Source organism: Actinomadura verrucosospora, from assembly GCF_039540335.1.
Lineage (GTDB): Bacteria > Actinomycetota > Actinomycetes > Streptosporangiales > Streptosporangiaceae > Spirillospora > Spirillospora verrucosospora.
The window spans coordinates 299,540-325,010 of the sequence record NZ_BAABEV010000001.1; the positions used below are offsets into that span (position 1 = coordinate 299,540).

The window sequence follows — 25,471 nt, forward strand, 5'->3', positions numbered from 1 at the left end:
CTGCGCGTGGTGATCGCCGAGGACGCGGCGATCCTGCGGGACGGCCTCGCCCACCTGCTCGGGCTGCGCGGCCACTCGGTGGTCGCGGCGGTCGGCGACGCGCCCGCGCTGCACGCGGCCGTGGCCGAGCACGGGCCGGACGTCGCCGTGGTCGACATCCGGATGCCGCCGACGCACACCGACGAGGGGCTGCACGCCGCGATCGAGCTGCGCCGCGTCCGTCCCGGGCTCGGCATCCTGCTGTTCTCGCAGTACGTGGAGACGCGGTACGCGGCCGAGCTGCTGGCGGGCTCGCCCGCGGGCGTCGGCTACCTGTTGAAGGAGCGGGTGTCCGACCTCGACGACTTCGTGGACGCGCTGAACCGCGTCGCCGCCGGGGGCACCGCGCTCGACCCGGAGGTCGTGGCACACCTGCTCGGCGCCGCCCGGCGCGACGACGGGCTCGCGTCCCTCACCCCGCGCGAGCGGGAGGTCCTCGGCCTGATGGCGGAGGGCCGGACGAACGCGGCGATCGCCGCGTCCCTCGTGGTCACCGAGCGGGCCGTGGAGAAGCACATCGCGAACATCTTCACCAAGCTCGGCCTCGCGCCCACGGGCACCGACCACCGCCGCGTCCTGGCCGTCCTGCGCTATCTGGGAGCGTCCTGATCGTCCGTTGAGGGGCGTCCTACGGCCAGGGCGGGCCCGGCTTTTCGCCGAGCCCGCCATGTCGGGTCCGCTTCCGTGTGTCAGCGCTGGAGCGTCAGCAGACCCGGCCGGTAGGGCAGGAGGCCGTAGTCGCCGCCGGAGTTGGGGCTGCGCCCCTGGTAGAGCAACTGCAGGTTGCAGGGGTCGACGGTGAAGGTCTGGTCGGCGCCGGCGCGGATCAGTTCGCCGTGGCTGATGTCGTTGGTCCAGGTGGCGCCGCTGTTGGCCTTGCCGGCGAAGGGGTTGCTCTCGGTCGCGGCCTGCGGGGTCCACGAACCGTTCAGGCTGGTGGCCGTGAACGAGCGGAAGTAGCGCCCCTGTGAGCCGATCGCCTCGACGAGCATGAGGTAGCGGCTCTGGCCCTGGAGCTTGTAGACCTGGACGGCCTCGAACAGGTTGTTCGTCGAATCGCTCATGACCACTGTCGAGGTCGCGCCGAAACTGCCCGGGAAGTTCCCGATCGGCATACTGGCCCGGTAGATCTTGCCGTTGTCACCGGCGAAGAAAAGGTACATGTTCGTGCCGTCGCCGATAAGCGTCTGATCGATCGGGCCCGTTCCGGAGCCGCTGATGCTTCCGGAGAAGAGCACCTGCTGCGATGACCACCCATTCGGGTTGGTGGGGTCGCTCGACGTCCGGTAGGAGAAGGCGGTCCCGCCCCACTGGTAGGCGAGCACCCAGACGTTCTTCGGCGCGAAGTAGAAGAGCGTGGGAGCGACGGTTGAATTCGACATCGTGTTCTGACTGGCCGAGGCCATCTCCGACCAGTTGGTGAAGGGGCTGAAGTTCATCGAACCCCATCTCGTCCCCGTGTCGTGCGTCGTCGCATAGACGAGATGCCGGCCGTTGTAGGGGGCGACGGTGAAGTCCTTGAGCGAGACCCACCCCGACTTGGGCTGCGCCAGCGGGCCGGTCGACGTCCAGCGGTAGGCCGCCGGGAGGTCGCACGCGGGAGTGGAGCCGCCGCCGACCGGGACGAGCTGCCACTGCTGGTTGTCGCCGCCCCAGTCGTCGTACTGGACGATGTTCGCGTTGTCGGCGGTGGAGCCGCCTTGCACTTCGAGGGCCTTGCCGCTGTGGCGCGACACGAACCTCACGTAGCCGCCAGGGCTGTCGGCCAGCCGCCACTGCTGGTTGGCGCCGTTCAGGTCGGACCACTGGACGATCGAGCCGCCGTTGGCGGTGGAGAAGTTGTAGACGTCCAGCACCTTGCCGGAGTGGCGGGACCTGATGCGGTAGTAGCCGTCGCCGGAGTCGACGAACTGCCACTGCTGCTGGTTCTGATCGTTTCTCGTCCACTGGGTGATGCGGGCGCCGTCGCCGGTCGCCAGGTTGTAGACGTCCAGAGCCTTGCCGCTGTTGCGGTTGACCAGGACGTACCACGTGTTCACATCCACTGTCGCGGCCTGGGCGGGCTGTGGGTTCGTCACGCACATGAGCACCGAAAGCAGGAGCGATGCCAGCACCGCGCCGGTCCTCACCATGACCTTCTTCCTTTCGTTGGGCGTGGATGTTAGCGCTAACAATTTCTGTCGGACGGGACCTTCTCTCCATCGGCGGCCAGGGGGTGGCGGTGGCCGGAGTAAATAACAGGCAGAAAGGCATCGTCAAGGGCCCGGGAACTTCGAAAAGTTTCGAGCGCCGGCCAGCCGAAAGATCACGCATACGGCGCCATGAAAGATATGGAAACTATTGACGGAATCTGCGGGGGCTCACACACTGAGTCCGCGACGCCCTGGTGGTGTGTGCGTTCCTGTGAAGGAGCGCGGCGTCTTTTACACGGCTGTGTTCCGTGCTCCCACCCCTCGTTCATTCATGGAGGAACAGACGTGCGTACGAACGCCATGCTCAGGCCCGGGATCCGTAAGCGGGCCCTTCTCGCGGGCACCCTCGGGGTGCTCGCCGCCGCTCTGGTGGCACCGCCCCCGGCCACCGCCGCCGAGAGCACGCTGGGTGCCGCGGCGGCGCAGAGCGGCCGCTACTTCGGCACCGCCATCGCCTCGGGCAGGCTCAACGACTCGGCGTACACCACGATCGCGAGCCGCGAGTTCAACATGGTGACCGCCGAGAACGAGATGAAGATCGACGCCACCGAGCCCCAGCGGGGCCAGTTCAACTTCAGCTCCGGCGATCGGGTCTACAACTGGGCCGTCCAGAACGGCAAGCGGGTACGCGGCCACACCCTGGCCTGGCACTCCCAGCAGCCCGGCTGGATGCAGAGCCTCAGCGGCGGCACGCTGCGCCAGGCGATGATCGACCACATCAACGGGGTCATGGCCCACTACAAGGGCAAGATCGCCCAGTGGGACGTCGTGAACGAGGCCTTCTCCGACGACGGCTCGGGAGGCCGCCGCGACTCCAACCTGCAGCGCACCGGCAACGACTGGATCGAGGTCGCCTTCCGCACCGCGCGCGCCGCCGACCCGGCCGCCAAGCTCTGCTACAACGACTACAACATCGAGAACTGGTCCTGGGCCAAGACCCAGGGCGTGTACGCCATGGTCCGCGACTTCAAGCAGCGCGGCGTGCCCATCGACTGCGTCGGCTTCCAGTCCCACTTCAACAGCGGCAGCCCCTACAACAGCAACTTCCGCACCACCCTGCAGAACTTCGCCGCCCTCGGCGTCGACGTGGCCATCACCGAACTGGACATCCAGGGCGCCTCGGCCACGACCTACGCCAACGTGACGAACGACTGCCTGGCCGTCTCGCGCTGCCTCGGCATCACCGTCTGGGGCGTGCGCGACACCGACTCGTGGCGCTCGGAGCAGACCCCGCTGCTGTTCGACGGCAACGGCAACAAGAAGGCCGCCTACACCTCGGTCCTCAACGCCCTCAACGGCACCTCGTCTCCCCCCACCGGCTCCGGCAAGACGATCAAGGGCGTCGGTTCGGGCCGCTGCCTGGACGTGCCGAACGCGAGCACCACCGACGGCACCCAGCTCCAGCTGTGGGACTGCCACAGCGGAACCAACCAGCAGTGGACCTCCACCGACGCGGGCGAGCTCAGGGTCTACGGCGACAAGTGCCTCGACGCCGCCGGGACCGGCAACGGCGCCAAGGTCCAGATCTACAGCTGCTGGGGCGGCGACAACCAGAAGTGGCGCCTCAACTCCGACGGATCGATCGTCGGTGTCCAGTCCGGCCTCTGCCTGGACGCCGCCGGCAGCGCCAACGGCGCCCCGATCCAGCTCTACTCCTGCTGGAACGGCAGCAACCAGCTCTGGAGCCGCGCCTGACCTACCGCACGACGGAGTGGAGCCAGGAGTGTCCTGGCTCCACTCCGTCGCCTTTCTGCGGCTACCCCCCTTCGGGGACGCTGTGCTGGGCGCGCGCGATGGGCATGTACGTCGGGGACGCGTCAGTGGTCAGGAACGCCAGGACCATGGCGCGCACCGCTTCGGCGTGCTCCATCAGCAGCAGATGGCTGGCGTTGGGCAGCACGGCCAGCTCGGCGGTGGGCAGCGCGCGGTAGAGCGCCACGGTGTGGTCGAGCGTGACCAGATCGTCGTCGCCGGACAGGACGAGAGTCCTGGCCGTCACCGCGCGCAGCTCGGCCGGGTCGAGCCGCGGCTCGGTCGCGGCCGCGTGCGCGATCTTGCCGAGGACGACCGGGAAGTGGTCGCGGCCGTCGGGCGACACCTCGGCGTAAGCGTCGACGAGCGCGGCGGGCGTCTCGCCGTCCGCCGACGGCTTGAAGATCAGTCCGTCCAGGTCGCAGGCGGTGCTGATGAGGACGAGGCGCTCGACCAGGTCGGGGCGGCGCATCGCCACCCACAGCGCCACCGTCCCGCCGGCGCTGTAGCCCACCAGCCGGGCCGGGCCGCCGACCACCCGCTCCAGGAACGCGATCGTGTCCCGGGCCATGAGCTCCATGGTGATCGGACCGGGGGCGTCGGGCGTGCGGCCGTGGCCGCGGCGGTCGGGCAGGTAGATCTCGAACGTGTCGGCGAGCCCGTCGAGGTTGCCGGTGAAGCAGCGGCCGTCGGTCAGCCCGCCGTGCAGGAGCACCACGGGGTCGCCCTTGCCGCGCTGGTCATGCCACATGGGAACGATGTCGGTCATGCACTACATACGGGACGGCGCCTCAGGAGTCATCGGCAATCCGAACAACGCGAACAGGGACGGATCCAGGTAGGTCGTCGTGTTGGCGATCAGTCCGTCGCGGACGTCGATGACGGACAGGCCGAACGCCTTCCCGTCCCGGTACTGCGCGAAGGCCGGCGATCCGTTGGCCGCCGTGCGGACCAGCCGGTCATCGGCGCAGGCACCGGCCGCACCCGCCAGGGCGGCCCGGATCGCCTCCCGGCCCCTGAGCCACCAGGCGAACGGCGGCATCGACATGGTGGCGTCCCGGTGGAGCAGCGACACCAGGCCGTCGACGTCGTAGGAGGTGAACGCCTTGACGTACCGTCCGAGCAGGTCCTCGTCGACCTCGCCGCTCCCGCCCGGCGTGCGACGCGCGGACATGGCGGCACGTGCTCGTTGCAGGGCACTGTTGACCGCGGCGGGGCTGCTGTCGAGCAGCCCGGCCACCTCCTCCGCCGTCCAGCAGAGCACCTCACGCAGGATGAGGACGGCCCGCTGGCGCGGCGGCAGAACTTGCAGGGCGGCGACGAACGCCAGCCGGATCGTCTCGCGCCCCTCGGCCAGCTCGGCCGGATCACCGTCAACGGGCAGCGCGAGCCGGTCGGGGATCGGCTGCACGAAGGCGGCGGCTCCCAGCGGCGCGCCGAGAGAAGCACCGGCGGGTGAGGACGGGCCGAGATCCATCGCGAGCGCGCGCCGCTGGACGCTACGGGTCATGTCGAGGCAGACGTTGGTGGCGATCCTGTGCAGCCAGGTGCGCAGACCGGCTCTGCTCTCATCGAAGCGATCGGCGTTCTTCCAGGCGCGGAAGAAGGTCTCCTGGACGGCGTCCTCGGCCTCGGCGGCGCAGGCGAGCATGCGGTAGCAGAAGCCGGTCAGGTCGACCCGGTGTTCTTCCAACCGCTCCTCGAAGGCCACGTGCCCACCATATTCAGGGCTTTGGCCCGCGCTGCCTCACATCCGGGACCTCAGCACGTCGACCTCGCAGCCCGGCGCGAAGGGGTCGAAGCCGTGCTCGCTCAGCCAGCGGACGATCAGCAGGCTTCGCAGGGACCACCACGCGCGGATCACGTCGAGGTCGACGTCGACGCCATAGCCGGCGAGGACGTCGCCGAGGTGCTCCTCGTGTCCGAGCGTGAAGGTGGCGAGGTCGTACAGGGCATCGCCCCGGCCCGCCTCGGACCAGTCGATGATGCCCGTGACCTCGTCGCCGTCGACGAAGACGTGCGCGATCTGCAGGTCGCCGTGCGTGAACGCCGGAGTCCACGGCCGGAGCGCGGCCTCGGCGACCCGGCGGTTGCGGCTGACGAGGTCGGCGGGCAGGAGGCCGCCGGTCACGAGCAGCTCGCACTCGGCGTCGAGCTCCGCCTCCAGCGCGGCGATGCTCCGGCCGGCCTGGCCCGGCCAGGACGGCGGCGGCGCGTCGTGCAGCGTCCGGATGGCGGCGCCCGCCGCGGCCCACGCCGACGGCGACCCGGTCGACGGCCCGCCGAGGCGTCCGAGCGTCGTCCCCGGGAGTGCGGCGATCGCGAGCACGGGCGGCTTGCGCCAGAGGACCTCCGGGGTCGGGACCGGCGCGAGGGACATCGCCTCAAGCTCGACATCGATGCGCGTCTGGTCGGCGTCCATCTTCAGGAACACGTCGCCGACGCGCAGAGTCGCACGCTCGGAATGGGCGACGACGACCTCGACCTCATCCACGGGCGACCAGTATCCCGGGGATGATCGCCGCCGTCGCCGGGTTTTTCGCCTGTGATGACGCGGCTGACCGCGTCCCCCTACCCAGCGGCCTTCCTCAGGCGACGACCGCGAGGAGGGCTGTGATGGCCTTGGTGAGCTCCGCGTCGCCGCTCACCGTCGATCGCTGACGGGCCTGCTCCACGGTGATGCCTCGGGTCGCCAGGCGCCAGAAGGTGTCCTGGTCCATCGCGACGCGTGCGGTCGGCTCTCCCTGGGGCTGGGTCATCTGCCATCGTCCGTCCTGCCGGACCGCGCCCCACCGGCCGCCCGCCGGGCCGAGCACTTCCAGGTGAGCGGTGTGGCCTTCAGGCCGGTCGTGCATCCGCAAGGCGTGCGGCAGGCCGCGCGCGAAGATGTCCAGCACCGGGGCCATGAGATCGGGTTCTTCGGCGCCCGGGACGGAGACGGCGTCGCGCACCTGCTGCTGGTGGACCCAGAACTCGGTGAAGTCGCGTCCGATGTCCAGCCAGGCGGGACTGTCGATGTCGGTGGCGGCCCAGGAGACGTTCAGGTCGGCGGCTGCCCGGAGGTCTTGTGCCGCCCACACGGCGTCGAGACGTGGGCCCAGGTGATCCAGCAGTTCGATCAGCAGCCGGGGACTGAGCTGGCGGGACGCCCGGACGAACTCATCGTTGGTGCGGGCCAGGTACGAAGGAAGCGTCTCGTCATTGGCGAACACCGCGCCGCCGTACCCGTCGCGGCTGCCCGACAGGCGCCGCATGTAGTCGTTGAGCACGTGAGCGACGACGTCGTGCACGTCCCAGCCGGGACAGACCGTGGGGGCGGCCCAGTCGGCGGGGCTCAGGGTGCGGAGCAGGTCGAGCAGGGCCTGCCGCTCGCGCGGGAACAGCGGACGAACGTCGACGATGGGACCAAAGATCATGATCACCTGACCCTACCGACTGCCGTCCCGTCCTCCACAGGTTTTTCCGCCGGCCGGGCGTTCGAACGATGTGGCGGGCATTCATGCAGCGTGCCGGGGATGAACCGGCCTGTGGCGGATTCGGCCGGGTGCATCCGCGCCGACCGCGACTAGTGTTGCCGACTGATGGGTGATGACGCGACGGACGACCGGCCGCCGTCGCCCTTTGCCGGAAACGGCCAACGGCGCACAATGGTCCCCGGACACACGAGAGGATCGGACAATGGCTCGACGGTGACGGGACGACCCGATGGCGCGGGCGCGGTAGGCGCTGCCGCCGCCCGGCACGGTCGCCGAGGACGCGGGCGAACACGTCATCACGAGCACCCGATCGCGGCCCGAGACCCCGCCTGGCGGCCGCGCGGCAAGGCTCTGTCGAGCGCCGAAGGACAACGCGGACCCGGTTGCGCGGTGGGACCCATGGCCGCGTGAGATGGTAGCGATCACAGGAGCCGGGCAGGGAGCAGAGACGACATGATGCAAGGCGTGACGGCGGCCGTGGTACTGGCCGCGAAAGACCCGAACACCCAGCAGCTGGCCGACTGGCTGCGCAATATCTTCGGGCCGCTGTTCCTGGTCATCATCGGGATCGTGGCCCTGTTCTTCCTGTTCACCCGGGAGATCACGCGGTTCATTCAGTTCATCGTGCTCAGCATCGTGATCGCGGTCGTCTTCTACTACCCCGGGATCATCACGTCGGTGGCCGACGGAATCGTGCGAGCGCTCGGCGTCAAGGAGTCCGGCTAGGCCCGCGCGTCCACCGCGCTCGGCGTCGACCGCCGGGGTGGGACCACTCAGCCGGTCACCGGTTGGGAGTCCTGGTCTCGGTGGACCGCGGGCGAGGTGTCCGGGGTGGCTTCGGTGGTGAGGAAGCCGCCGGACTGGTGGTGCCAGAGGCGGGCATAGGGACCCTCGGACTGGAGGAGTTCCCGGTGGGATCCCTCTTCGAGGACGCGGCCGCGGTCGAGGACGACCAGACGGTCCATGCGGACGACCGTGCTCAGACGGTGCGCGACGACCAGGGCGGTGCGGTCGCGCATCAGGCGCCACAGAGCTTCCTGGATGAGGAGTTCGCTTTCGGAGTCCAGTGCGCTGGTCGCCTCGTCCAGGAGCAGGATCGGGGTGTCTCGCAGGATGGCGCGGGCGAGGGCGAGGCGCTGCCGCTGGCCGCCGGAGAGCTTGACGCCTCGCTCGCCGACCAGCGTGTCGAAGCCGTCCGGCAGGTTCTCGACGAACTCGGTGACGTGGGCCGCCCGCGCGGCCCGCAGGATCTCGGCCTCGGTGGCGCCCGGCCGGGCGAAGGCGATGTTGTCGCGCACCGACCGGTGGAACATCGCGGGCTCCTGGGGAACGTACGCGATCATGTTGCGCAGGTCGCTCTGGCGCAGCCGCGCGATGTCCTGGCCTCCGATGAGAATGCGGCCGCCGTCGACGTCCATGAGACGCAGCAGCAGCCGGGAGAGGGTGGTCTTGCCGCCGCCCGACCGCCCCACCAGGCCGATCTTGGCGCCGCTGGGGATCTCCAGCTCCAGGCCCTCGAACAGGGGCGGCCCGTCGCCGTGGGCGAAGCGCACCCGCTCGAAGCGGACCGAGGCGTCGACCGGACGCAGCGGCTGCGGGTCGGGCGGGTCCACGACGGTCGGCGGCGTCAGGAGCAGCTCGGTGAACTGGGCGCTCTCGGTGAGCGTGCTCTCCATCCGCCGGTAGATCTGGTTGAACTCGAACATGATCCGCGTCGCGTTGGTGTAGTAGGAGAACGTCACCACGATGGCCTCCACCCCGAGGCCGCCGCGAAGCGCCACCGCGACGAGCAGCCCCAGGGCGCTGGTCAGGATCGACATCGGAGCGACGATCGTGTCGACCCGCAGGTTGGCGTAGTCCCAGGAGCGCAGTGCCAGGCGGTTCTGCTCGGCGACCCGGCCGCGGAGCTCGGCGGCCTCCCGCTCCTCGGCGGCGAACGCGCGGACCGTCTCCATGTTGGTCAGCACGTCGGCGATGTGGCCCGACACCCTCACCTTCGCCGCCTCGCGCCTGTCCACGAGCGCCTGCCTGCGGCGGATGAACGGGATGACGAGGAAGCCGGTGAAGACGATCAGGCCCAGGAGGACGACGACCAGCAGCGGGTGGTACCGCCACAGGATCACCGAGGCGAAGGACAACGGGATCACGTTGGCCACGACCGCGAAAGTGAGGGTGTCGGCGAAATTTTCGAAGCCGCCGCAGAAGCTCAGTATCCGTTTGGTCAGCGAACCGGCGAAGTTGTCATGGAAGAACGCGGCGTCTTTCGCGAGCAAGTCGTCCATGCCGGTGTTGGCGAGCCATTCGATGCCCCGGCTGTTCGTCCGGTTGAGGAAGTGCAGGCCCACTCTCCACAGCGCCTCGCCCGCGAACATCAGGCCGGCGAATCCGAGGACGTAGGGCAGGAGGGCGGAGAGATCGCTTTCCCCGCCTTCGGCCAGGTGCCCCACCAGGGCGGCGACCATCAGCGGAGTCAGGTAGAACAGGCACGTATTGCCCAGCGCCGGCAAAGTCAGCGCCGGAAGCGAGATGCGCCACTGGCGGCGCAGCACATCGCAGTAAAAGCGCAGGGCCAGCAGAACCGCGCGTTGCCGGACCGACTCGCCGCCTCTGGACCTGCCTCGTAGCACTGCCACCCCGCCCTCCACGCCGCCGCCCATCCATGCTGCCTCAGACGGCCGGGGCAAAGCGAACGCATTTTTCCATCACTCAAAACGATCACCAGATTTCAGAAAAAGCGGCGTCCGCGGGGGAACACCGATGACGTTTCATAAGGACGGCGTCCACTGGCGCGACCCTGTCCCCGTGCCGGCGCGACCGATCCGGGGGCCTGTCCCCCGTGCGAGCTACCCGCAGATGTCCACCGCACGGTGAAGATCCGGCGGGGGGCGAATCCTTAGCGTTTCGGGCGACGCCGCGGCGCCATGGCCGCGGAACCCCCTGAAGGAGTCAGCATGCGACTGCTGAAGCAGCTCGTCGTCGTCGTGGTGGTCGCCGCCGCCGGCGGCGCGGGCGTCAACGGCGTGGTGTGGAACCCGGCCCTCACGCTCGTCCTCGGCGCCGCGGCGGCGCTGGTCAGCCTGTACACGTACCGCTGGGTGGTGCGGCGGACCGAGCGCCGCGAGCCGGCGGAGCTGGCGCTGAAGGGCGCCGCGGGCGGCCTCACCCGCGGGATGCTGATCGGTTTCGCGATGTTCGGCGCCGTCATCGTGAACATCGCGTTCCTCGGCCACTACCGGATCGACGGGTTCGGCTCCGCGACCGGCCCGGTCGCCCTTCTCGGCTTCATGGCCGCCGCGGCGGTGTCCGAGGAGGTGATGTTCCGCGGCGTCCTGTTCCGGATCATCGAGGAGCGCACCGGCACCTGGGCGGCGCTGGCGCTGACCGGCCTGGCGTTCGGCCTGATGCACCTGCCCAACCCGAACGCCGACCTGTGGAGCGCGCTCGCCATCGCCATCGAGGCCGGCGGCATGCTCGCCGCCGCCTACGTGGCCACCCGCACCCTCTGGGTGCCGATCGGCCTGCACTTCGCCTGGAACTTCGCCGGCGCCGGGATCTTCGGCACCGACGTCTCCGGCAAGGACGCCCCGGACGGCCTGCTCGACGGCGCGACCTCTGGCCCGACCCTCCTCAGCGGCGGCGAATTCGGCCCGGAGGCGAGCCTGTACGCGGTCGGCGCGGGAGCGGCCCTGACGATCGTGTTCATGTGGCTGGCACGCCGGCGCGGCACCATCGTCCGCCGGAACCGGGCATCCCGGACCCCCGCCGCCGCTACGCTCGCCCAGTGATCGACATCCGGCGGGGCCGGGAGGCGTGGCGGCGGCTGGACGTCACGGTGCGGGACCTCCCGTTCCCGCTGCTGCTGGCGGCCGGGTCGTTCGTCCCGGCGCTCCAGGCCCACGGGACGCAGGTCGGCGATCTCCCGGCCCGCCCGTTCGACGCGCTGGCCGTCCCGGTGATGCTCCTGACCTGCCTCCCGCTCGCCGTGCGCCGGCGCTGGCCGGCCCTCAGCGTCGTCCTCGTGTCGCTCGGGTTCGCCGCCGACCAGCTCCGCGCCTACCACTCGTTCACGGGCAGCGCCCTGGCGTTCGCGCTGGTGAGCGCGGGCGCCCACCTGGAGCGCCGCCGGTACGCCGTCGCGGCCGTCCTCTCCGCGGCGTACGTGCCGCTGGCGGTGGCACTCGACCGGATCGGCTCCCCCGAAGGCCTGGACGGCTTCGTCACGTTCTACCTGGGGGCCGTCTTCGCGTGGGGCGTCGGAGCGTGGCTGCGCTCCACCCGGGCCGTCGAGTCGGAACGCCGCCGCCGCGTCGCCGAGGCCACCCGCGCGGCCGAACGCACCCGCATCGCCCGCGAGCTCCACGACGTCGTGACCCACCACGTGACGGCGATGGTCGTACAGGCGGAGGCGGCGAAGTACCTGACCGCCGCCCCCGACCGCCTCGACGAGACGCTGAGCGCCGTCGGCGACACCGGCAGGCGGGCCATCGCCGACCTGCGGCACCTGCTCGACCTGCTCAACCCCGACCACGGGACGGACGCGCGGATGCCGTCCGTCGGGGAGCTCCCCGCGCTCGTGGAGCAGACGCGCCGAGCCGGGCAGCCGATCGAGTTCACCGCGGCGGGCGAGCCGGCGGAGACGACCGGCAGCGCCGAGGTCGTGGCCTACCGGGTCGTTCAGGAGTCCCTGACGAACGCCCTCAAGTACGCCCGGGGCAGCCGTACCGTGGTCCGGGTGCAGTACCGCGACAAGGAGATCAGCGTGGAGGTCGGCACCGACCCTTCCGGGGCGCCGACCGCGTCCCCGGGCGGGAGCGGGCGGGGGCTCGCCGGGCTCCGCGACCGGGTCGGCGCCCTCGGCGGCGACTTCACCGCGGACCCGCGGCCGGACGGCGGCTTCGTCGTGCGGGCCCGCATCCCTTCGGGGAGTCCTTCGTGAGCGCGCCGGTGCGGGTCCTGGTCGCCGACGACCAGGCGCTGATCCGCACCGGGTTCGCGACCATCATCGACGCGCAGCCCGACCTGGAGGTGGTGGGCGAGTGCGGCGACGGCCGCGCCGCCGTCGACCTCGCCCGCCGGCTCGCCCCGGACATGGTGGTGATGGACGTCCGGATGCCGGTCCTCGACGGCATCGAGGCGACCCGCATGCTGGCAGGCGCCGGGGTGACCGACCCCGTCAAGGTGCTCGTGGTGACCACGTTCAACCTGGACGAGTACGTGTACCAGGCGCTGCGCGCGGGGGCGAGCGGCTTCCTGCTCAAGGACGCCCCGCCGGCGCAGTTGCTGCACGGCATCCGGACCGTCGCCGCCGGCGCCGCGCTGCTGGCCCCCGAGGTGACGCGGCAGCTGGTCGGCAGGTACGCGGCGCGGATCCGTCCCGCCGAGGAGACGCCGGCGGACGGCGCGCTGACCCCGCGCGAGATGGAGGTGCTGCGCCTCATGGCCGACGGCATGTCCAACAGCGAGATCGCCGCGACTCTCGTGCTCAGCCAGGAGACCGTCAAGACGTACGTCTCCCGCATCCTCACCAAGCTCGACCTGCGCGACCGCGTCCAAGCGGTCGTCTACGCCTACCGCCGGGGCCTGGTGACCTGAACCGGGCGTCCCGGCCCTCGGCCGCGGGAGCGCAGGCGGCCGGCTCGGGAGCCGACGGTGCGGGCCGTGGGCTCGGGACGGCGGTGCGCCCGGTTCAGGACCGGTAGATCCCTCGCTCGACGGAGGGTGAAGACCGCTCGCTCCGGCGATTCGCCGGAAGACCGGGCGCCTCAGGATGAGTGACGTCCCGCCGGGCAGGCCGAAGCCCCGGCGATCACTCTGGAGTTGGGGATTCATGATGAACCGTCTTGCGGCCATGCTCGCGGTGCCCGCGCTCACCTTCACCTACGGCCTGTTCCGGATCGCGGACGGGTCGGACGGCGAGCGAGGCCCCGGCGTCGCCTGGACCCTCGGTCATCTGGCGTTCTGCTCGGCGCTGGTGCTGTTCGCGGTGGTGTTCCGCTGGCTCGGGGGACTCGCCCCGTCGGGCGACCGCGTCGCGGCGGGGGCGCGGTGGACGGCGACTGCCGGAGCGGCGGTCCTTCTGGTGCAGTTCGCGATCGACCTGGTGGCGGGGGCGGTGTCCGCGAACCACCTGGAGATGTCCCGGTTCACGGAGCGGGTTTCGCAAGTGCCCGGCGTGGCACCGGTCGTCTACGACTTCGGCCCGTACCTCTTCTACGTGGGGATGCTCGCCCTCATCGTCCGGCTGGCCGCGGTCCGGGTGATCAAGCCGTGGACGGTGCTCCTCGTCCTCGCCGACCTGGTGATGCCGCTGGCCGACAAGGACCTGATCCCGGTCGGGGCGCTGCTACTGTCCGTCTCCTTCGCGCAGATCGCGCGGGTGATGGAGTCGCGGCAGGCCGCCTCCGGAACGGCGGACGGCCGCGGCGCGGGGCCGTCCCCGGCGGTGGCCGGTGCGCGCTGACGCGTCCGGAGGAGTTGTGACCTGGAGAGACGTGGGCGCGCGGGCGGTCCGGGTACGGGGGCGGTTTCGCTCCCTGCCCCCACGCGCCGTCGACGGCGGGCTCGCGGTCCTCGTGGCCGCCGCCCAGCTCTGGCCCTTCGCCGCGCGGGCCGGCGTAGGCGGGCCGTGGAGCGGGTGGGGCGTCCTGGTCGTACTGGGCTCGGCGGCGCCGCTGTACTGGCGGCGGAAGCACCCGGTGCCGGTACTGATGGTGAGCCTCGCGGCGACCAGCGGCTACGACTATGTCAGCCACGTGCCGTCCCAGCCGGTCTGGTACGCCGCCCTGGTAGCGATCCACTCGGTCGCCGAGCGGTCGGGGCGGTGGGTCCGTCATACGGTGGTCGTGACGACCGTACTCGGCAGCTTCGTCCTCGCGTCCTCCGAATCCGGGCTGCGGATGAGCGTGCTGTGCGTCGCCGCCTACGCGCTGGGCAGGGCGGCCGCCTCCGGCCGGGTCCACGCCGAACGGCTGGAACGCGAGCGTCAGGCGGAGACCGAGAAGGCCGCGCTCGCCGAACGCGCCAGGATCGCCCGGGACATGCACGACATCCTGTCCCACGCGGTGAGCCTGATGGTCGTGCAGGCCGAGGCCGGACCCGTCGCCCTGGCCACGGACCCGGCTCGCGCCGAGCGCGCCTTCGACGCCATCGCGGGTGCGGGACGCGACGCGATGGCGCAGCTCAGAGGGATCCTAGAGGTGCTCGATCCGGACCGGGCCCCGGGGCCCGAGCGCGCCCCTCAGCCCACCCTCGCCGACCTGCCGGTGCTGACCGCCGGCTCGGGCCTCACGGTCGAGTTCGCGCAGACCGACGGCTCGGGGCCGACCGTCGGGTATCCGCTGCCCGGCGGGGCCGGCCAACGTCCGCTCGCCCCGCACGTGGAGACCGCCGCCTTCCGCATCGCCCAGGAGGCGTTGACCAATATCGTCAGGCATGCGGGCACCGACCGTGCCCGGCTTCACCTCCACTGGCAGGAAGACCGAGGCATCGTGCAGCTCGACATCACCGACGACGGCGCGGCCGCCGGGCGGCGGCCCGCCCGCTCCCTGCCGTCCGGCGGCCACGGCCTGATCAACATCCGGGAGCGCGCGCGTTCGTGCGGCGGAACCGCCGAATGCGGGCCCCGGACCGACGGCCCCGGCTTCCGGGTCCGCGCCCGCCTGCCGCTCCTGCCTCCGTCGTGAGCGGCGGTACGGCGGCGGAGCCGCTGCGCGTGGTCGTCGCCGACGACCAGGAACTGGTCCGGGCCGGTTTCGCGATGATCCTGGACGCCCAGCCGGACATCGAGGTTGTCGCGGAGGCCGCCGACGGCTCGGAGGCGATCACGGCGGTACGCGCCCACGCCCCGGACGTCGCGCTGCTCGACATCCGCATGCCGGGCATGGACGGCCTCACCGCCACCGCCGAGGTCTGCGCCGGCACCGCCACCCGCGTGATCATCCTGACCACCTTCGACCTCGACGCGTACGTGTTCGAGGCGCTGCGCGCGGGTGCGAGCGGCTTCCTCCTCAAGGACGTCCGGCGCGACGATCTCGCCCACGCCGTCCGGGTCGTCGCGGGCGGCGAGTCCCTCCTCTCGCCGTCCGTCACCAGCAGGCTCATCGCCCACTGCACCAGCGCGTCCGCGGCGGTGCCGCCGCTTCCCGACCCGCGCTTCGACTCCCTGACCTCACGCGAGGCCGAGACCCTGCGCCTGCTCGCCCGCGGCCTCACCAATCCGGAGATCGCCGCGACCATGGTCATCAGCGAGCACACCGTGAAGACCCACGTCAGCAGCGTCCTCGCCAAGCTCGGCCTCCGTGACCGCATCCAGGCGGTGATCGCAGCCTATGAGGCGGGCCTGGTGGTACCGGGCCGAGCGGAGTCCTCGGAGAGTCTGCGGCGGCGGAATTCTCGCGGGGTTTCGCCGTAGCGGCGTTTGAAGGCCGAAGAAAACCACGTGGACGTGAGGCCGGCGCGGGCGGCGATGTCGCTGATGCCGACGTCGCTCTGGGCCGGGTCCTGGAGGGCGTCCCGGGCGGCTCGGAGCGTTTCCTCGTTGCGCAGGTCGCGGTAGGTGGTGCCGGTCTGGTGGAGGGCGTTGCGCAGGTGGCGTGGCGACCAGCCGAGCGCCTGGGCCACGGCGGTGAGCGGGAGCTTCCCGGTGCCGAGACGGTTCCGCACGTGCTCGCGGACGAGTTGCGCGACATCGGTGAGGTGGGCGTCCGGCGGGCGCGCGTCCCTGAGAGCGATCATGCAGAACAGTTCGGTCATCCGATCGCAGACCGCGTGGAACTCGTGGGCGGACAGGTTGTCCTGTTCGGCGTGCGTGCTCTCGATCAGGGTGCTGAGGATGCGGCCGAGACCGGTGTTCAGGTCGAGGACGAGCCGCAGCGGTGTCGGCGAGCTGATGTGGTTGTCGAGTTCGGAGCGCGGGACCTGGAACGCGTACGCACGGGACTGCGGGACGGAGAGCCAGCAGGACTCGTCCATGCCCATCACGGAGGCGTGCCCCGGCGGGGTCCGCGTTTCCTCCTGGCCGTGCCTCACCGTGTAGACGCCGCTGCGCGGCACCACGATCCAGTACTGCTCGTCGCCAGGGACGTTGCGGACGTGTGAGGGCGTCCGGACGGCGATCCGGTCCCCGTGTTGGTCCCAGTGCAGCAGCCGGTAGCCGCCGCTCTCCTGGGCGGTGAGATCCGCGCGCCAGCTCCCCGGATTCCGGAAGCGGTGGTCCATCGGCAGGATGCTGTCGCTGAGGTCGCGCCAGGCGTCGGTATCGTCGGTGGTCCAGGAGTGGAACTGCATGGGCCTACCTCCGCTGTGAGCCCGCACATGCCCGGTAACCCAACGTCCCCGCACGGTCGCTGTCAAGCCCTCTCGGCGCCCGCCGAACCTCTGTTTTCGTGCCGTCCGACTTCTGGTTGGAGGCAGGATCCGCCTGCGGATCTGTCCGGTGGACCCGCGCCCGGAGATACTCGGGGCCCGGCCGCTGACGGCGGGTGTCAGACGAAGGGAATCCGTTGACGATGAGCCTGCCCGCGTTCCCTGCTCTCGACGAGAGCCCGCTCGACACCTGCATCCGGCTCCGGGAGATCGCGCCTGTGGTCGAGGTGGCGTTCCCCGGCGGCGTGCCGGCCTACCTGGCGCTGACCCACAGGGCCGCGCGCGAGATCCTCGCCGGGGACAACAGGACCTTCGCGCGCGACCCCAAGCACTGGCCGGCCCTGCACGACGGATCGATCCCCGAGGACTGGCCGCTGCGCGCCATCGTCCAGGGCGACCACCTGTCCACCAAGGACGGTGACGATCACCGGCGGCTGCGGGGCCTGGTCGGCAAGGCGTTCACCCCCGGCCGGGTGCGGGAGATGGAGCCGCGGATCCAGGAGCTCATCGACTCGCTGCTGGACGACGTGGTGGCGGCCGGGGACGGCGTCGACCTGGTGCCCGCCTTCACCGAGGCGCTGCCGATGGCGGTGATCTGCGAGCTGTTCGGCGTGCCGGAGCCGGACCGGGCCCGGCTGCGCGGGTGGACGGCCGCCCTGCTGGCGCACACCACCCCTCCGGAGGAGGCGTTCGAGACCCAGAAGGCGCTCATGGCGTACCTGTACGGACTGGCGGAGCGCAAGCGGCTGGACCCTGGCGACGATCTCACCTCCGGCCTGGTCAAGGCCCGTGACCGGGACGACAGGCTCACCACCGACGAACTGGTCGCCGTGCTGTGGCTGATGCTGGTCGCCGGCCACGAGACCACGGTCCACCTGCTGGGGCACGCCATCGCCGCGCTGTCCGCGCATCCCGACCAGCTGGCGTCGGCCGCGGCCGGGGACCGCTGGGGCGACGTGGTCGAGGAGACCCTGCGGTACCGCCACTCGGTGATGATGACCAGCTTCCGCTTCACGCTCACCGACGTGGTGATCGCGGACGTGGCCATCCCCAAGGGCAGCGCGGTCGGCGTCGTGTACCAGGCGAGCGGCCTCGATCCGGAGCGGTACGGAGAGACCGCGGACCGGTTCGACATCGACCGCGAGCAGGGCGACGGCCTCGGCTTCGGGCATGGCCCCCGCTACTGCATCGGCGCCCCGCTGGCCCGCCTGGAGAGCAGGCTCGCGCTGGCCTCGCTGTACCGGCGGCTGCCGGACCTCACCCTGGCGATCGACCCGGACGACATCCCCTACTCGCCGTCCTTCTTCACCGTGGGCCCGCTGTCGCTGCCCATCAACCTCGGCGCCGGCCCTCGCTGACCTTTCTGCCCCATCGCGAAACCGGGGCAGCCGAGCCGTGGGAACGAGCGCGCGGCGTTCGTGATGCCTGAGAGACGCCGCGAGCGCCGTTGGCGCGGACTCCGTTCGCTCCGCCCGGACGCACCACCTCAAGCTTGGAGAACCTGGAGTGACATCCGTGAAGTCGACCGTGCACCTGTGCGGCAGCGTGCCGCTGGCCAATTCGGAGACCGTGTTCCGCGCGGTGGCGACCAAGCTCAACGGCCGTGTGCGGCGGATCCCGGACGGCGAGCCGGGTGAGCGGGACAACTGGGTCGTCTGGCAGCTGGCGAAACTCTCCGCGCACCCGGACCTGGAGACGGTGCCGCCGCCCGGCCCGGAGTACGGGCCCTCCCTGCGCGTACGGCCGAAGCCCGGCGTCGACCCGGCGTCGGTGGCCTTCGGGCCGCTCGGGTACTCGGCGGCCGCGCTCGACTCGTGGCGGGTGTTCGCCCGCCTGCGCGCGGAGGGCGTCATCGCGCCGGACGTGCGTTTCCAGGTCAGCCTGCCGACACCGATCGCCGTGGTCGCCGCGTTCATCGGTGCGCGTCACGCGGAACTCGAAGCCGCGTACGAGGCCCGGCTGCTGGCCGAACTGGAGGAGATCCTGGCCGTGGTCCCGCCCGCGGACCTGGCCGTCCAGTGGGACACCGCGGTCGAGTTCGCCGTCTTCGAAGGGGTCTATCCGGCCTGGTACGGCACGGACTATCCGTCCCGCCTGGCCGAGACCCTGACGCGCCTGGTCCGGCTCGGAAACGCCGTGCCGGAAGAGGTCGAGCTGGGATACCACCTCTGCTACGGCGACTTCGAGCACAAGCACTTCGTCGAGCCCGCCGACACGTCCAAGCTCGTGGCCGTCGCCGACGGCCTCGCCGGGGGCCTCGGGCGGCGCTTGGACTGGGTGCACATGCCGGTGCCGCGCGACCGTGCCGATGAGGCGTACTTCGCGCCGCTGTCGGGCTTGTCGCTGCCGGCGGAGACCACCCTGTTCCTCGGGCTCGTGCACGCCACGGACGGACTCGACGGCGCCCGCGCGAGGATCGACGCGGCGCGCGGGGCGGTGAAGACGTTCGGCGTCGCCACCGAATGCGGCATGGGCCGGCGTCCGTCCGAACAGATCCCCGCCCTTCTCGACCTGCACGCGGCGGTGGCCGACCTCCTCTGACGGCATATCGTCGGCATATCGAAAACCCCATACGGCATGGCAACACCCCGCTGCCTTGACTGGCAGAATGCCATCACTACCACTCTCGACGCGAAAAGAAGCCCGCGCACTTCTCCGGTACATCGGCATCGCCCTGGCAGTCGCCCTAGCCATGATCGCACCGGCGCTCGCCTATCAGTGGCAGAATTCCTCGTCCTCCTCTGCCCGGTCATTTCCGCCGTCCGCCGCCCCCTCCCCGGACGGCCATCGCGACGACCGGAGAACCACGCCCGGCAAGATGCCCGCGCGCCGCGGACTCCCTGGGGCGATCGGCGAGGCCGACGGCGTCGTCCCGGACGGTGTGACCGTCTTCAACGACGCGTTCCCGGCCGTGACCAACCTGGATCCAGATCTCCTCAAGGCCCTTCGGCGGGCCGCGACGGACGCCGCGGGCGAGAGGACCACGTTCTATGTCAACAGCGGCTGGCGCTCCCCGGCGTACCAGAATCGACTTCTCCGCGAAGCGGTCTCCAAATACGGATCCGAGGAGGCGGCCGCCCGTTGGGTGGCCACCGCGGCGAAGTCGCTTCACGTGAAAGGAAAGGCCGTCGACATCGGACAGTCCGACGCCGCGAAATGGCTGTCGAGACACGGGGCGCAGTACGGGTTGTGCCAGGTCTACGCCAACGAACCCTGGCACTACGAACTGCGCGCCGATGCGGCCGAGCGCGGGTGCCCGCGGATGTACGCCGACCCCACCCAGGACCCGCGGACCCGGTAGCGACCGAGGTTGCTTCCACAGGCGCGCTCCCGGTTGACGTCCGCAACGAATAACCGCTATCTATTGGCTAGCCGTTAGGGGTGATGCATGCAGGACGCGGTGCTGGCGCTGCTCGCGAAGGAACCGTCGCACGGGTACCGCCTGCGCGAACGGCTGCGGCGCGCGCTCGGACCGCTCGGCGAGTCGATGAACGCGGGCCAGATCTACGTGACCCTGGCACGGCTGGAGAAGGCGGGACTGGTCGTCTGCGAACGGACCGGCGGGGCGCCGGACCGACCGGACCGCAAGATCTACGCGCTGACGCCGGACGGGCAGCGGCGCGTGGCCGCCTGGGTGGCCGAGGTGAGCTGGCCCAAGCCGAATCTCGCCGAGTTCCATCTCAAGCTCGCCGCCGCCGCGGCGGCGCGGCTCGCCGATCCGGTGGAGCTGGTGGACGCCCATCGCCGCGAGCTGCTGCGGCGCCTGGGCGACGTGCAGCGCGCGGCGCTGGCCGAGCCGGACGGCTCGACCTCCGGCCTGCTCCTGGAGGGGGTCGCGCTGCGGTTGCAGGCGGACCTGCGCTGGCTGGCGGCCTGCGAGCGCGTCTGGTCGAGAACCGAGAACGAATCCGGGGATGCATGAACGAGTGCGGCGCCGTGGTGCGGGTCCGCGGCCTCAGCAAGGAGCACGGACAGGGGCCGGGCCTTGTCCGGGCTGTCGATGAAGTCGACCTGGACGTCCCGGCGGGGCAGGCGCTGGCGGTGACGGGGCCGAGTGGCTGCGGGAAGTCCACACTCCTGCACATTCTGGGCGGCCTGGAGCGGCCGACCCGCGGGGAGGCGTGGCTGGCCGGGCGGCGGATCGACGTGCTGAGCGAGCGGGCCCTGGCCCGGCTGCGGCGCCGGTCGGTGGGCTTCGTCTTCCAGGCCTTCCACCTGGTGGAGGAGCTGTCCGCGGCGGAGAACGTGGAGCTGCCCGCACTCCTGGCCGGGCACTCGCCGCGCGCGGCCCGGCGCCGCGCGGCCGCCCTGCTGGAGCAGATGGGGCTCGCAGACCGCGCCCGGCATCTGCCCTGGCAGCTGTCGGGCGGGCAGCGCCAGCGGGTGGCCATCGCCCGCGCGTTGGCGAACGACCCGCTGGTCCTGCTGGCCGACGAGCCGACCGGGAACCTGGACACCACGGCGACGCTCGACGTGCTGAGGCTGTTCGACGACCTGCGCGCCGCGGGCCAGACGCTGGTGATCGTCACGCACGACGAGCGGGTCGCGGCCACCGCGGACCGGCTCATCTCGATGCGGGACGGGACGTTCGTCGACGACACCCGGCTGGCGGGGCGCGGCGGGCGCCTCGGCGGGCTGATCGAACTGGGGGACTGAACGCCGTGGGGCGCATCCTCCTCGTCGTCCGCCTCGTCGTGGCCGACGTCCGCCGCAATCCCGCGCAGGCCGCGATCCTCCTCGTCTCGATCATCGCCGCCACCGCCGCGCTGAGCCTGGGCCGATCGGTGGACGGCGCAACGGAGACCCTCTACCGGCAGACACGGGCGGCCACGGCCGGACCGGACGTGGTCGCGTATTCACCGGACACCAGCCCGACCACCATCGACGCCCTGAAGTCGTTGGAGGACGCGCCCGGCGTGGTCGCGCACAGCGGGCCGTACCGCGAGTACTACACGAAGCTCACGGCGCACGGCTCCACGGGAGCCGCGGTGGTGCAGGTCGCGGATCCGACGCCGGGCCCGATCGACCGTCCGCTGGTGACATCGGGCGGTTGGGTCCGTCCCGGCGGCGTCGTCGTCGAACGCGGCTTCGCCACCGCTCTGGGCGTCCGCGTGGGTGACGACGCCACCGTCGCCGGCCGCTCGCTGCCCATCGTCGGGATCGCCGTGACCGCGTCCCACGCGGTGTACCCGTGGGCGCCGGGGATCGGTCCGGGCGGGGGGCCGAGCGACGGCGGCGGTCTGGTCTGGATGACCGAACGGGACGCCCGTCCCCTGGCGTCGCCCGAGGTGCCGGTGACCTCCCTCATCAACCTGAGGCTGCGGGATCCCGGCTCGGCCTGGACGTTCACCAGGCACGACCCCGCCGTAGGTCCGGCGCCCACCGACACCTTGGTGAACATCAGGGCCTGGCAGCACATAGCCGAGCAGGACTCGGTCATGCTGCGGGACAGCCAGCCGATCCTGGTCATCGGGAGCTGGCTGCTCAGCTTCCTGGCCATCGGCGGCGTGGCCACGCTGGCCGCGGGACGCGCCGCCGAACAGATCCGCCGCGTCGGGCTGCTCAAGGCGGTCGGCGCCACACCCGGCCTCATCGCCGCCGTCCTGTTCGCCGAGTACCTGTCCCTGGCGCTCCTCGCCGACGTCCTGGGCCTGGTCGTCGCACGGCTGATCGAGCCCGCCATCGTCAATCCCAGCGCCAGCCTGCTCACCGCCGCCACCGGGCCGGCCGGTGACACCATCGCGCTCACGACCATCGTCGCCCTGGCCGTGGCGGGTCTCACCACCCTCGGTCCGACCGTGCGGGCCCTGCGCACCGAGACCGTCGCCGCACTCGCCGACAGCGCCCGCCCGCCCCGGCACCGGGGCCTGCTGACCAGGGTGTCCGCGCTGCTGCCGACCCCGCTCCTGCTCGGGCTGCGCCTGGTCGCCCGCCGCCCGCGCCGCGCCGTCCTGCATGCCTGCAGCACCGCGGCCACCCTGGTCATGATCACGGGCCTGCTGGTGATCTACGCCCAGCCCGCGAAGGACCACCCGGGCTCCTCCATGGCGAACGATCTGCGGAACGCCCAGGAGCACCACGTGATCCTGGGGGTCACCGCCGCGCTGATCGTCCTCGCCGCCGTCAACGCCGTCACCATCACCTGGACCACGGCGCAGGAAGCCAGGCACACCATGGCCGTCGCGCGCACCCTCGGCGCCACGCCCGGGCAGATCACCGCCGGACTGTCCACCGCGCAGCTGCTGCCGACCCTGCCCGGCGCCCTAGCGGGCATCCTTATGGGCCTCCTGCTGTGCCTGCCCTTCAGCGCCCCGAACACGGTCTGGCCGCCCACGTGGTCGCTGCTCACCGCCGCGCTCGCCGCCCTCCCCGCGACGGCCGCGCTGACGGCCGTCCCCGCCCGCATCGCGGCCCGGCGATCGATAACGAGAACCCTCAACCCCGAAACGACATGACCCTCGGCACGTTCCGCCTATGCCGCAACTGAGTCCCGACCACGGCACGGCGCCAGTGGGCCACAATGCCTGTGTGACGCGGCTGCTCGATGATGGCGAACTGGCGAGATCGTCGGTCGTGGCGAACTGCATGATGAATCGCGAGCGGTCCCTCAGCGGCTCCAACGGTTACGGCAGAGAACTCGGCATGGACGTCCTGACCGAGGTCAGCGCCCGCGCCAGGGCCTCGCAACCCGTGCGGTGGCTGGACCTGTGCTGCGGGAGCGGACGGGCATCCGTCGAGGCGGCCTCCCTCCTGGCCGGTCGCGGCATGACCGGACAGGTCGAGATCACCGGTCTCGACCTCGTGGACCATTTCGTCCCGGGCTCCGTCCCCGCGATGCTGCGCCTTGTCGGCGGCTCGGTGGCCGACTGGGTCCCCGGCTGCCGCTTCGACCTGATCACGTGCGTGCACGGGCTGCACTACGTGGGCGACAAGCTCGGTGTCCTGAGCCGTATCGCGTCGTGGCTCACCGATCACGGCCGGTTCGTCGCCAACTTCGACGCCCGCTCCGTCCGCCGTGAGGACGGCGCTCCGGCAGGCCGTCGCCTCACGGCCCAGTTGCGCGCGCAGGGGTTCGCCTACGACTCCGTCCGCCGCCGCATCTCCCGCGACGGGTACGGGCAGGTGCGGTTCCCCTACCGGTACCTCGGAGCCGATGACCAGGCCGGTCCGAACTACACCGGTCAAGCCGCCGTCGACTCCTTCTACGAGCCTCTGCGATGAAGCGTCCTACCCGGCTGGTACATCTTCGGGCATGCGTGCTGAGGAGTTCCTGCGTACGGTGCTCGCCTTGCCGGAGGTCACCGAGCGCGAGGCGTTCTCGGATCTGACCGGCTTCCGGGTCCGCGGCAAGGGATTCTGCTACCTCAACGAGAACGACGGCTTCGTCCTGCTCAAAGCCACCCGGGAGGAGCAGGCCGCCCTCGTCGCCGAAGCCCCCGGCACCTTCGCCCCGTCCTGGGCCAGCGGACGCTTCGGGTGGGTCGAGGTCAAGCTGGCCACCGTCGACCCCGAGGAGCTTCGCGAACTGGTCACCGAAGCCTGGCGGCTCTCAGCCCCCAAACGCCTCGCCGCCACACTCCACACCTGAGCGCAAGCCCGTCCCCCTGGTCGCCTCGCCGGGGGCGGGTCGTCCGTCCCTTCAAATAGACATTGATGTCTGTTAGCGTGGTCACGCGCGCCGGGTGGGGTGCGCTCAAGCCGAGGTCGCTGGAGCGGGGATGGGGCTGGTCAGATCGATCGCCGTCGTGGTCGCCGCTGTGGTGGGGGCGGGCCTGGTGGGGCCCGTCGCCTCGGCGAGCGGTCCGGAGTACTACCTCGCGCTCGGCGACTCGCTGTCCGTGGGCGTTCAGGCCGGGACGGGGCCGACCGATCAGGGCTACACCGACCGGCTCCATGCCGCGCTGGAGGCACGGAATCCTCGGCTCCAACTGGTGAAGCTCGGGTGTCCCGGGGAGACCACCACGACGATGCTTCAGGGCGGTATCTGCCGATACGCGGAGGGCTCCCAACTGAAGGCCGCCGAGGCCTTCCTGACGACGCACGCCGGCCGCGTCCGGTACGTCACTCTCGACATCGGGGCCAACGACACCAACGGCTGCCTGCCCGGCGGGAGCGTCGACGCGGGTTGCGCGGTGCGGGGCGTCGGCTCGCTGGTCGCCAACCTGCCGCAGATCACCGCGCGGTTGCGGGGCGCGGGAGGCGGCGGGCCCGCCTACGCCGCCATGAACTACTACAACCCCGGCCTGGCGTCCTGGGTGTCGGGCGGCAAGGCCGCCGCCCTCGCCTCCGTACCGGTCGTCGACACCTTCAACGCCTACGAGCACGGCGTCTACCTCGCCGCCGGATTCCGGGTCGCGGACGTCAACGGCGCCTTCGCCGGGCACGACCTCACCGAGGTGACGGCCCCTCCGTACGGCGCCGTCCCCCGGGGCGTGGCCCGGATCTGCACGTGGACGTACCAGTGCAGCGACGGCGACGGCCACGCGACCGCGGCGGGGTACCAGGAGATCGCCAATGCCTTTCTCAAGGTCGTTCCGGCAGTGCCCACCGAGCGGGCCGGCGTTCCCGGCACCGCCTGACCCCGCGGGGAGCGTCGATACCGCCACACCAGAAAGACATGGCCGTTCAGGTGAATGCGGACCGTTCCCG

At 71.2% G+C, this 25,471-nt stretch carries 24 protein-coding genes and 1 pseudogene; 18 read left to right on the plus strand and 7 right to left on the minus strand.

The annotated features are described in order from the left end of the window. The gene (locus tag ABD944_RS01540; protein WP_258940348.1) at positions 1-648 is read left to right on the plus strand and encodes a LuxR C-terminal-related transcriptional regulator; all 648 of its coding nucleotides are present in this window, start codon (positions 1-3) and stop codon (positions 646-648) included. A gap of 80 nt (positions 649-728) precedes the next feature. Here the strand turns inward: ABD944_RS01540 and ABD944_RS01545 are convergent, their stop codons facing one another. Beyond that, positions 729-2,171 carry a non-reducing end alpha-L-arabinofuranosidase family hydrolase gene (locus ABD944_RS01545; protein WP_345171498.1) on the minus strand — a complete coding sequence of 481 codons (1,443 nt, stop codon included), beginning with the start codon at positions 2,169-2,171 and terminating at the stop codon, positions 729-731. Between the two features lie 345 nt (positions 2,172-2,516). Between ABD944_RS01545 and ABD944_RS01550 the strand changes: the two genes are divergently transcribed. Next, positions 2,517-3,926, plus strand: coding sequence for an endo-1,4-beta-xylanase (locus ABD944_RS01550; protein WP_345171501.1), 1,410 nt, complete (start codon positions 2,517-2,519; stop codon positions 3,924-3,926). Between the two features lie 61 nt (positions 3,927-3,987). Here the strand turns inward: ABD944_RS01550 and ABD944_RS01555 are convergent, their stop codons facing one another. The 4 genes and pseudogenes from ABD944_RS01555 to ABD944_RS01570 all read right to left on the minus strand — a co-directional run bounded on the left by ABD944_RS01555 (position 3,988) and on the right by ABD944_RS01570 (position 7,399). Continuing rightward, on the minus strand, positions 3,988-4,752 hold the full coding sequence (locus tag ABD944_RS01555) for an alpha/beta fold hydrolase (RefSeq protein ID WP_345171503.1): 765 nt from the start codon (positions 4,750-4,752) through the stop codon (positions 3,988-3,990). Between the two features lie 3 nt (positions 4,753-4,755). Then, positions 4,756-5,700: pseudogene (locus tag ABD944_RS01560) on the minus strand (RNA polymerase subunit sigma-70); the annotation flags it as partial. A 30-nt stretch (positions 5,701-5,730) separates the two neighbouring features. Then, the gene (locus ABD944_RS01565; protein WP_345171505.1) at positions 5,731-6,477 is read right to left on the minus strand and encodes a phosphotransferase family protein; all 747 of its coding nucleotides are present in this window, start codon (positions 6,475-6,477) and stop codon (positions 5,731-5,733) included. A 94-nt stretch (positions 6,478-6,571) separates the two neighbouring features. Next, a complete protein-coding gene (locus ABD944_RS01570) occupies positions 6,572-7,399 on the minus strand; it encodes a maleylpyruvate isomerase family mycothiol-dependent enzyme (protein ID WP_345171507.1) in 828 nt (275 codons plus the stop codon). A gap of 516 nt (positions 7,400-7,915) precedes the next feature. Here ABD944_RS01570 and ABD944_RS01575 point away from each other — a divergent pair. Continuing rightward, complete coding sequence (locus ABD944_RS01575) at positions 7,916-8,185, plus strand: hypothetical protein (RefSeq protein ID WP_353831643.1); 270 nt, start codon at positions 7,916-7,918, stop codon at positions 8,183-8,185. Positions 8,186-8,232: 47 nt separating this feature from the next. Here ABD944_RS01575 and ABD944_RS01580 read toward each other — a convergent pair whose 3' ends face one another. Continuing rightward, complete coding sequence (locus tag ABD944_RS01580) at positions 8,233-10,092, minus strand: ABC transporter ATP-binding protein (RefSeq protein ID WP_345171511.1); 1,860 nt, start codon at positions 10,090-10,092, stop codon at positions 8,233-8,235. 318 nt (positions 10,093-10,410) lie between these two features. On the opposite strand from ABD944_RS01580, the gene ABD944_RS01585 reads away from it, so the two are divergent. From ABD944_RS01585 to ABD944_RS01610, 6 genes are all read left to right on the plus strand, one after another. Then, the gene (locus tag ABD944_RS01585; RefSeq protein WP_345171513.1) at positions 10,411-11,244 is read left to right on the plus strand and encodes a CPBP family intramembrane glutamic endopeptidase; all 834 of its coding nucleotides are present in this window, start codon (positions 10,411-10,413) and stop codon (positions 11,242-11,244) included. Continuing rightward, entirely contained in the window at positions 11,241-12,395 is a 1,155-nt protein-coding gene (locus ABD944_RS01590) for a sensor histidine kinase (protein WP_345171515.1), read from the plus strand. The genes ABD944_RS01585 and ABD944_RS01590 overlap by 4 nt, the downstream gene beginning before the upstream one ends. After that, on the plus strand, positions 12,392-13,051 hold the full coding sequence (locus tag ABD944_RS01595; protein WP_345171517.1) for a response regulator: 660 nt from the start codon (positions 12,392-12,394) through the stop codon (positions 13,049-13,051). Before ABD944_RS01590 ends, ABD944_RS01595 begins: the two co-directional genes overlap by 4 nt. Positions 13,052-13,286: 235 nt before the next feature. Beyond that, positions 13,287-13,919, plus strand: a complete 633-nt coding sequence (locus tag ABD944_RS01600) for a hypothetical protein (RefSeq protein ID WP_345171519.1) — start codon at positions 13,287-13,289, stop codon at positions 13,917-13,919. A gap of 16 nt (positions 13,920-13,935) precedes the next feature. Beyond that, entirely contained in the window at positions 13,936-15,141 is a 1,206-nt protein-coding gene (locus ABD944_RS01605; RefSeq protein ID WP_345171521.1) for a sensor histidine kinase, read from the plus strand. Continuing rightward, complete coding sequence (locus ABD944_RS01610; protein ID WP_345171523.1) at positions 15,138-15,869, plus strand: response regulator; 732 nt, start codon at positions 15,138-15,140, stop codon at positions 15,867-15,869. The genes ABD944_RS01605 and ABD944_RS01610 overlap by 4 nt, the downstream gene beginning before the upstream one ends. On the opposite strand, the gene ABD944_RS01615 is transcribed toward ABD944_RS01610, so the two are convergent. Beyond that, entirely contained in the window at positions 15,785-16,744 is a 960-nt protein-coding gene (locus tag ABD944_RS01615; protein ID WP_345171524.1) for an AraC family transcriptional regulator, read from the minus strand. The genes ABD944_RS01610 and ABD944_RS01615 overlap by 85 nt on opposite strands. A gap of 221 nt (positions 16,745-16,965) precedes the next feature. Between ABD944_RS01615 and ABD944_RS01620 the strand changes: the two genes are divergently transcribed. From ABD944_RS01620 to ABD944_RS01660, 9 genes are all read left to right on the plus strand, one after another. Next, positions 16,966-18,180 (plus strand): cytochrome P450 family protein, encoded by a 1,215-nt coding sequence (locus ABD944_RS01620; protein WP_345171525.1) that lies wholly within the window; start codon positions 16,966-16,968, stop codon positions 18,178-18,180. 157 nt (positions 18,181-18,337) lie between these two features. Then, on the plus strand, positions 18,338-19,363 hold the full coding sequence (locus ABD944_RS01625; protein ID WP_345171527.1) for a hypothetical protein: 1,026 nt from the start codon (positions 18,338-18,340) through the stop codon (positions 19,361-19,363). Positions 19,364-19,514: 151 nt separating this feature from the next. Further along, positions 19,515-20,123, plus strand: coding sequence for a M15 family metallopeptidase (locus ABD944_RS01630; protein WP_345171529.1), 609 nt, complete (start codon positions 19,515-19,517; stop codon positions 20,121-20,123). Positions 20,124-20,210: 87 nt separating this feature from the next. After that, positions 20,211-20,744 (plus strand): PadR family transcriptional regulator, encoded by a 534-nt coding sequence (locus ABD944_RS01635; RefSeq protein WP_345171531.1) that lies wholly within the window; start codon positions 20,211-20,213, stop codon positions 20,742-20,744. After that, positions 20,741-21,478 carry an ABC transporter ATP-binding protein gene (locus ABD944_RS01640; protein ID WP_345171533.1) on the plus strand — a complete coding sequence of 246 codons (738 nt, stop codon included), beginning with the start codon at positions 20,741-20,743 and terminating at the stop codon, positions 21,476-21,478. The genes ABD944_RS01635 and ABD944_RS01640 overlap by 4 nt, the downstream gene beginning before the upstream one ends. A 5-nt stretch (positions 21,479-21,483) precedes the next feature. After that, a complete protein-coding gene (locus ABD944_RS01645) occupies positions 21,484-23,277 on the plus strand; it encodes an ABC transporter permease (RefSeq protein WP_345171535.1) in 1,794 nt (597 codons plus the stop codon). A 73-nt stretch (positions 23,278-23,350) separates the two neighbouring features. Next, positions 23,351-24,043 carry a class I SAM-dependent methyltransferase gene (locus ABD944_RS01650; protein ID WP_345171537.1) on the plus strand — a complete coding sequence of 231 codons (693 nt, stop codon included), beginning with the start codon at positions 23,351-23,353 and terminating at the stop codon, positions 24,041-24,043. Positions 24,044-24,074: 31 nt separating this feature from the next. After that, complete coding sequence (locus ABD944_RS01655) at positions 24,075-24,410, plus strand: MmcQ/YjbR family DNA-binding protein (RefSeq protein WP_345171538.1); 336 nt, start codon at positions 24,075-24,077, stop codon at positions 24,408-24,410. 130 nt (positions 24,411-24,540) lie between these two features. Beyond that, positions 24,541-25,401, plus strand: a complete 861-nt coding sequence (locus ABD944_RS01660; protein ID WP_345171539.1) for an SGNH/GDSL hydrolase family protein — start codon at positions 24,541-24,543, stop codon at positions 25,399-25,401. Positions 25,402-25,471: the final 70 nt, after the last annotated feature.

What these genes read in the sequence shown, in the direction of transcription:
- ABD944_RS01585 (WP_345171513.1), top strand. Translation starts at nt 10,411, where the DNA reads ATGCGACTGCTGAAGCAGCTCGTCGTCGTCGTGGTGGTCGCCGCCGCC.
- ABD944_RS01615 (WP_345171524.1), bottom strand. Translation starts at nt 16,744, where the DNA reads ATGCAGTTCCACTCCTGGACCACCGACGATACCGACGCCTGGCGCGAC.
- ABD944_RS01640 (WP_345171533.1), top strand. Translation starts at nt 20,741, where the DNA reads ATGAACGAGTGCGGCGCCGTGGTGCGGGTCCGCGGCCTCAGCAAGGAG.
- ABD944_RS01660 (WP_345171539.1), top strand. Translation starts at nt 24,541, where the DNA reads ATGGGGCTGGTCAGATCGATCGCCGTCGTGGTCGCCGCTGTGGTGGGG.
- ABD944_RS01630 (WP_345171529.1), top strand. Translation starts at nt 19,515, where the DNA reads ATGATCGCACCGGCGCTCGCCTATCAGTGGCAGAATTCCTCGTCCTCC.
- ABD944_RS01570 (WP_345171507.1), bottom strand. Translation starts at nt 7,399, where the DNA reads ATGATCTTTGGTCCCATCGTCGACGTTCGTCCGCTGTTCCCGCGCGAG.
- ABD944_RS01600 (WP_345171519.1), top strand. Translation starts at nt 13,287, where the DNA reads ATGATGAACCGTCTTGCGGCCATGCTCGCGGTGCCCGCGCTCACCTTC.
- ABD944_RS01655 (WP_345171538.1), top strand. Translation starts at nt 24,075, where the DNA reads ATGCGTGCTGAGGAGTTCCTGCGTACGGTGCTCGCCTTGCCGGAGGTC.
- ABD944_RS01575 (WP_353831643.1), top strand. Translation starts at nt 7,916, where the DNA reads ATGCAAGGCGTGACGGCGGCCGTGGTACTGGCCGCGAAAGACCCGAAC.
- ABD944_RS01620 (WP_345171525.1), top strand. Translation starts at nt 16,966, where the DNA reads ATGAGCCTGCCCGCGTTCCCTGCTCTCGACGAGAGCCCGCTCGACACC.
- ABD944_RS01545 (WP_345171498.1), bottom strand. Translation starts at nt 2,171, where the DNA reads ATGGTGAGGACCGGCGCGGTGCTGGCATCGCTCCTGCTTTCGGTGCTC.
- ABD944_RS01555 (WP_345171503.1), bottom strand. Translation starts at nt 4,752, where the DNA reads ATGACCGACATCGTTCCCATGTGGCATGACCAGCGCGGCAAGGGCGAC.
- ABD944_RS01635 (WP_345171531.1), top strand. Translation starts at nt 20,211, where the DNA reads ATGCAGGACGCGGTGCTGGCGCTGCTCGCGAAGGAACCGTCGCACGGG.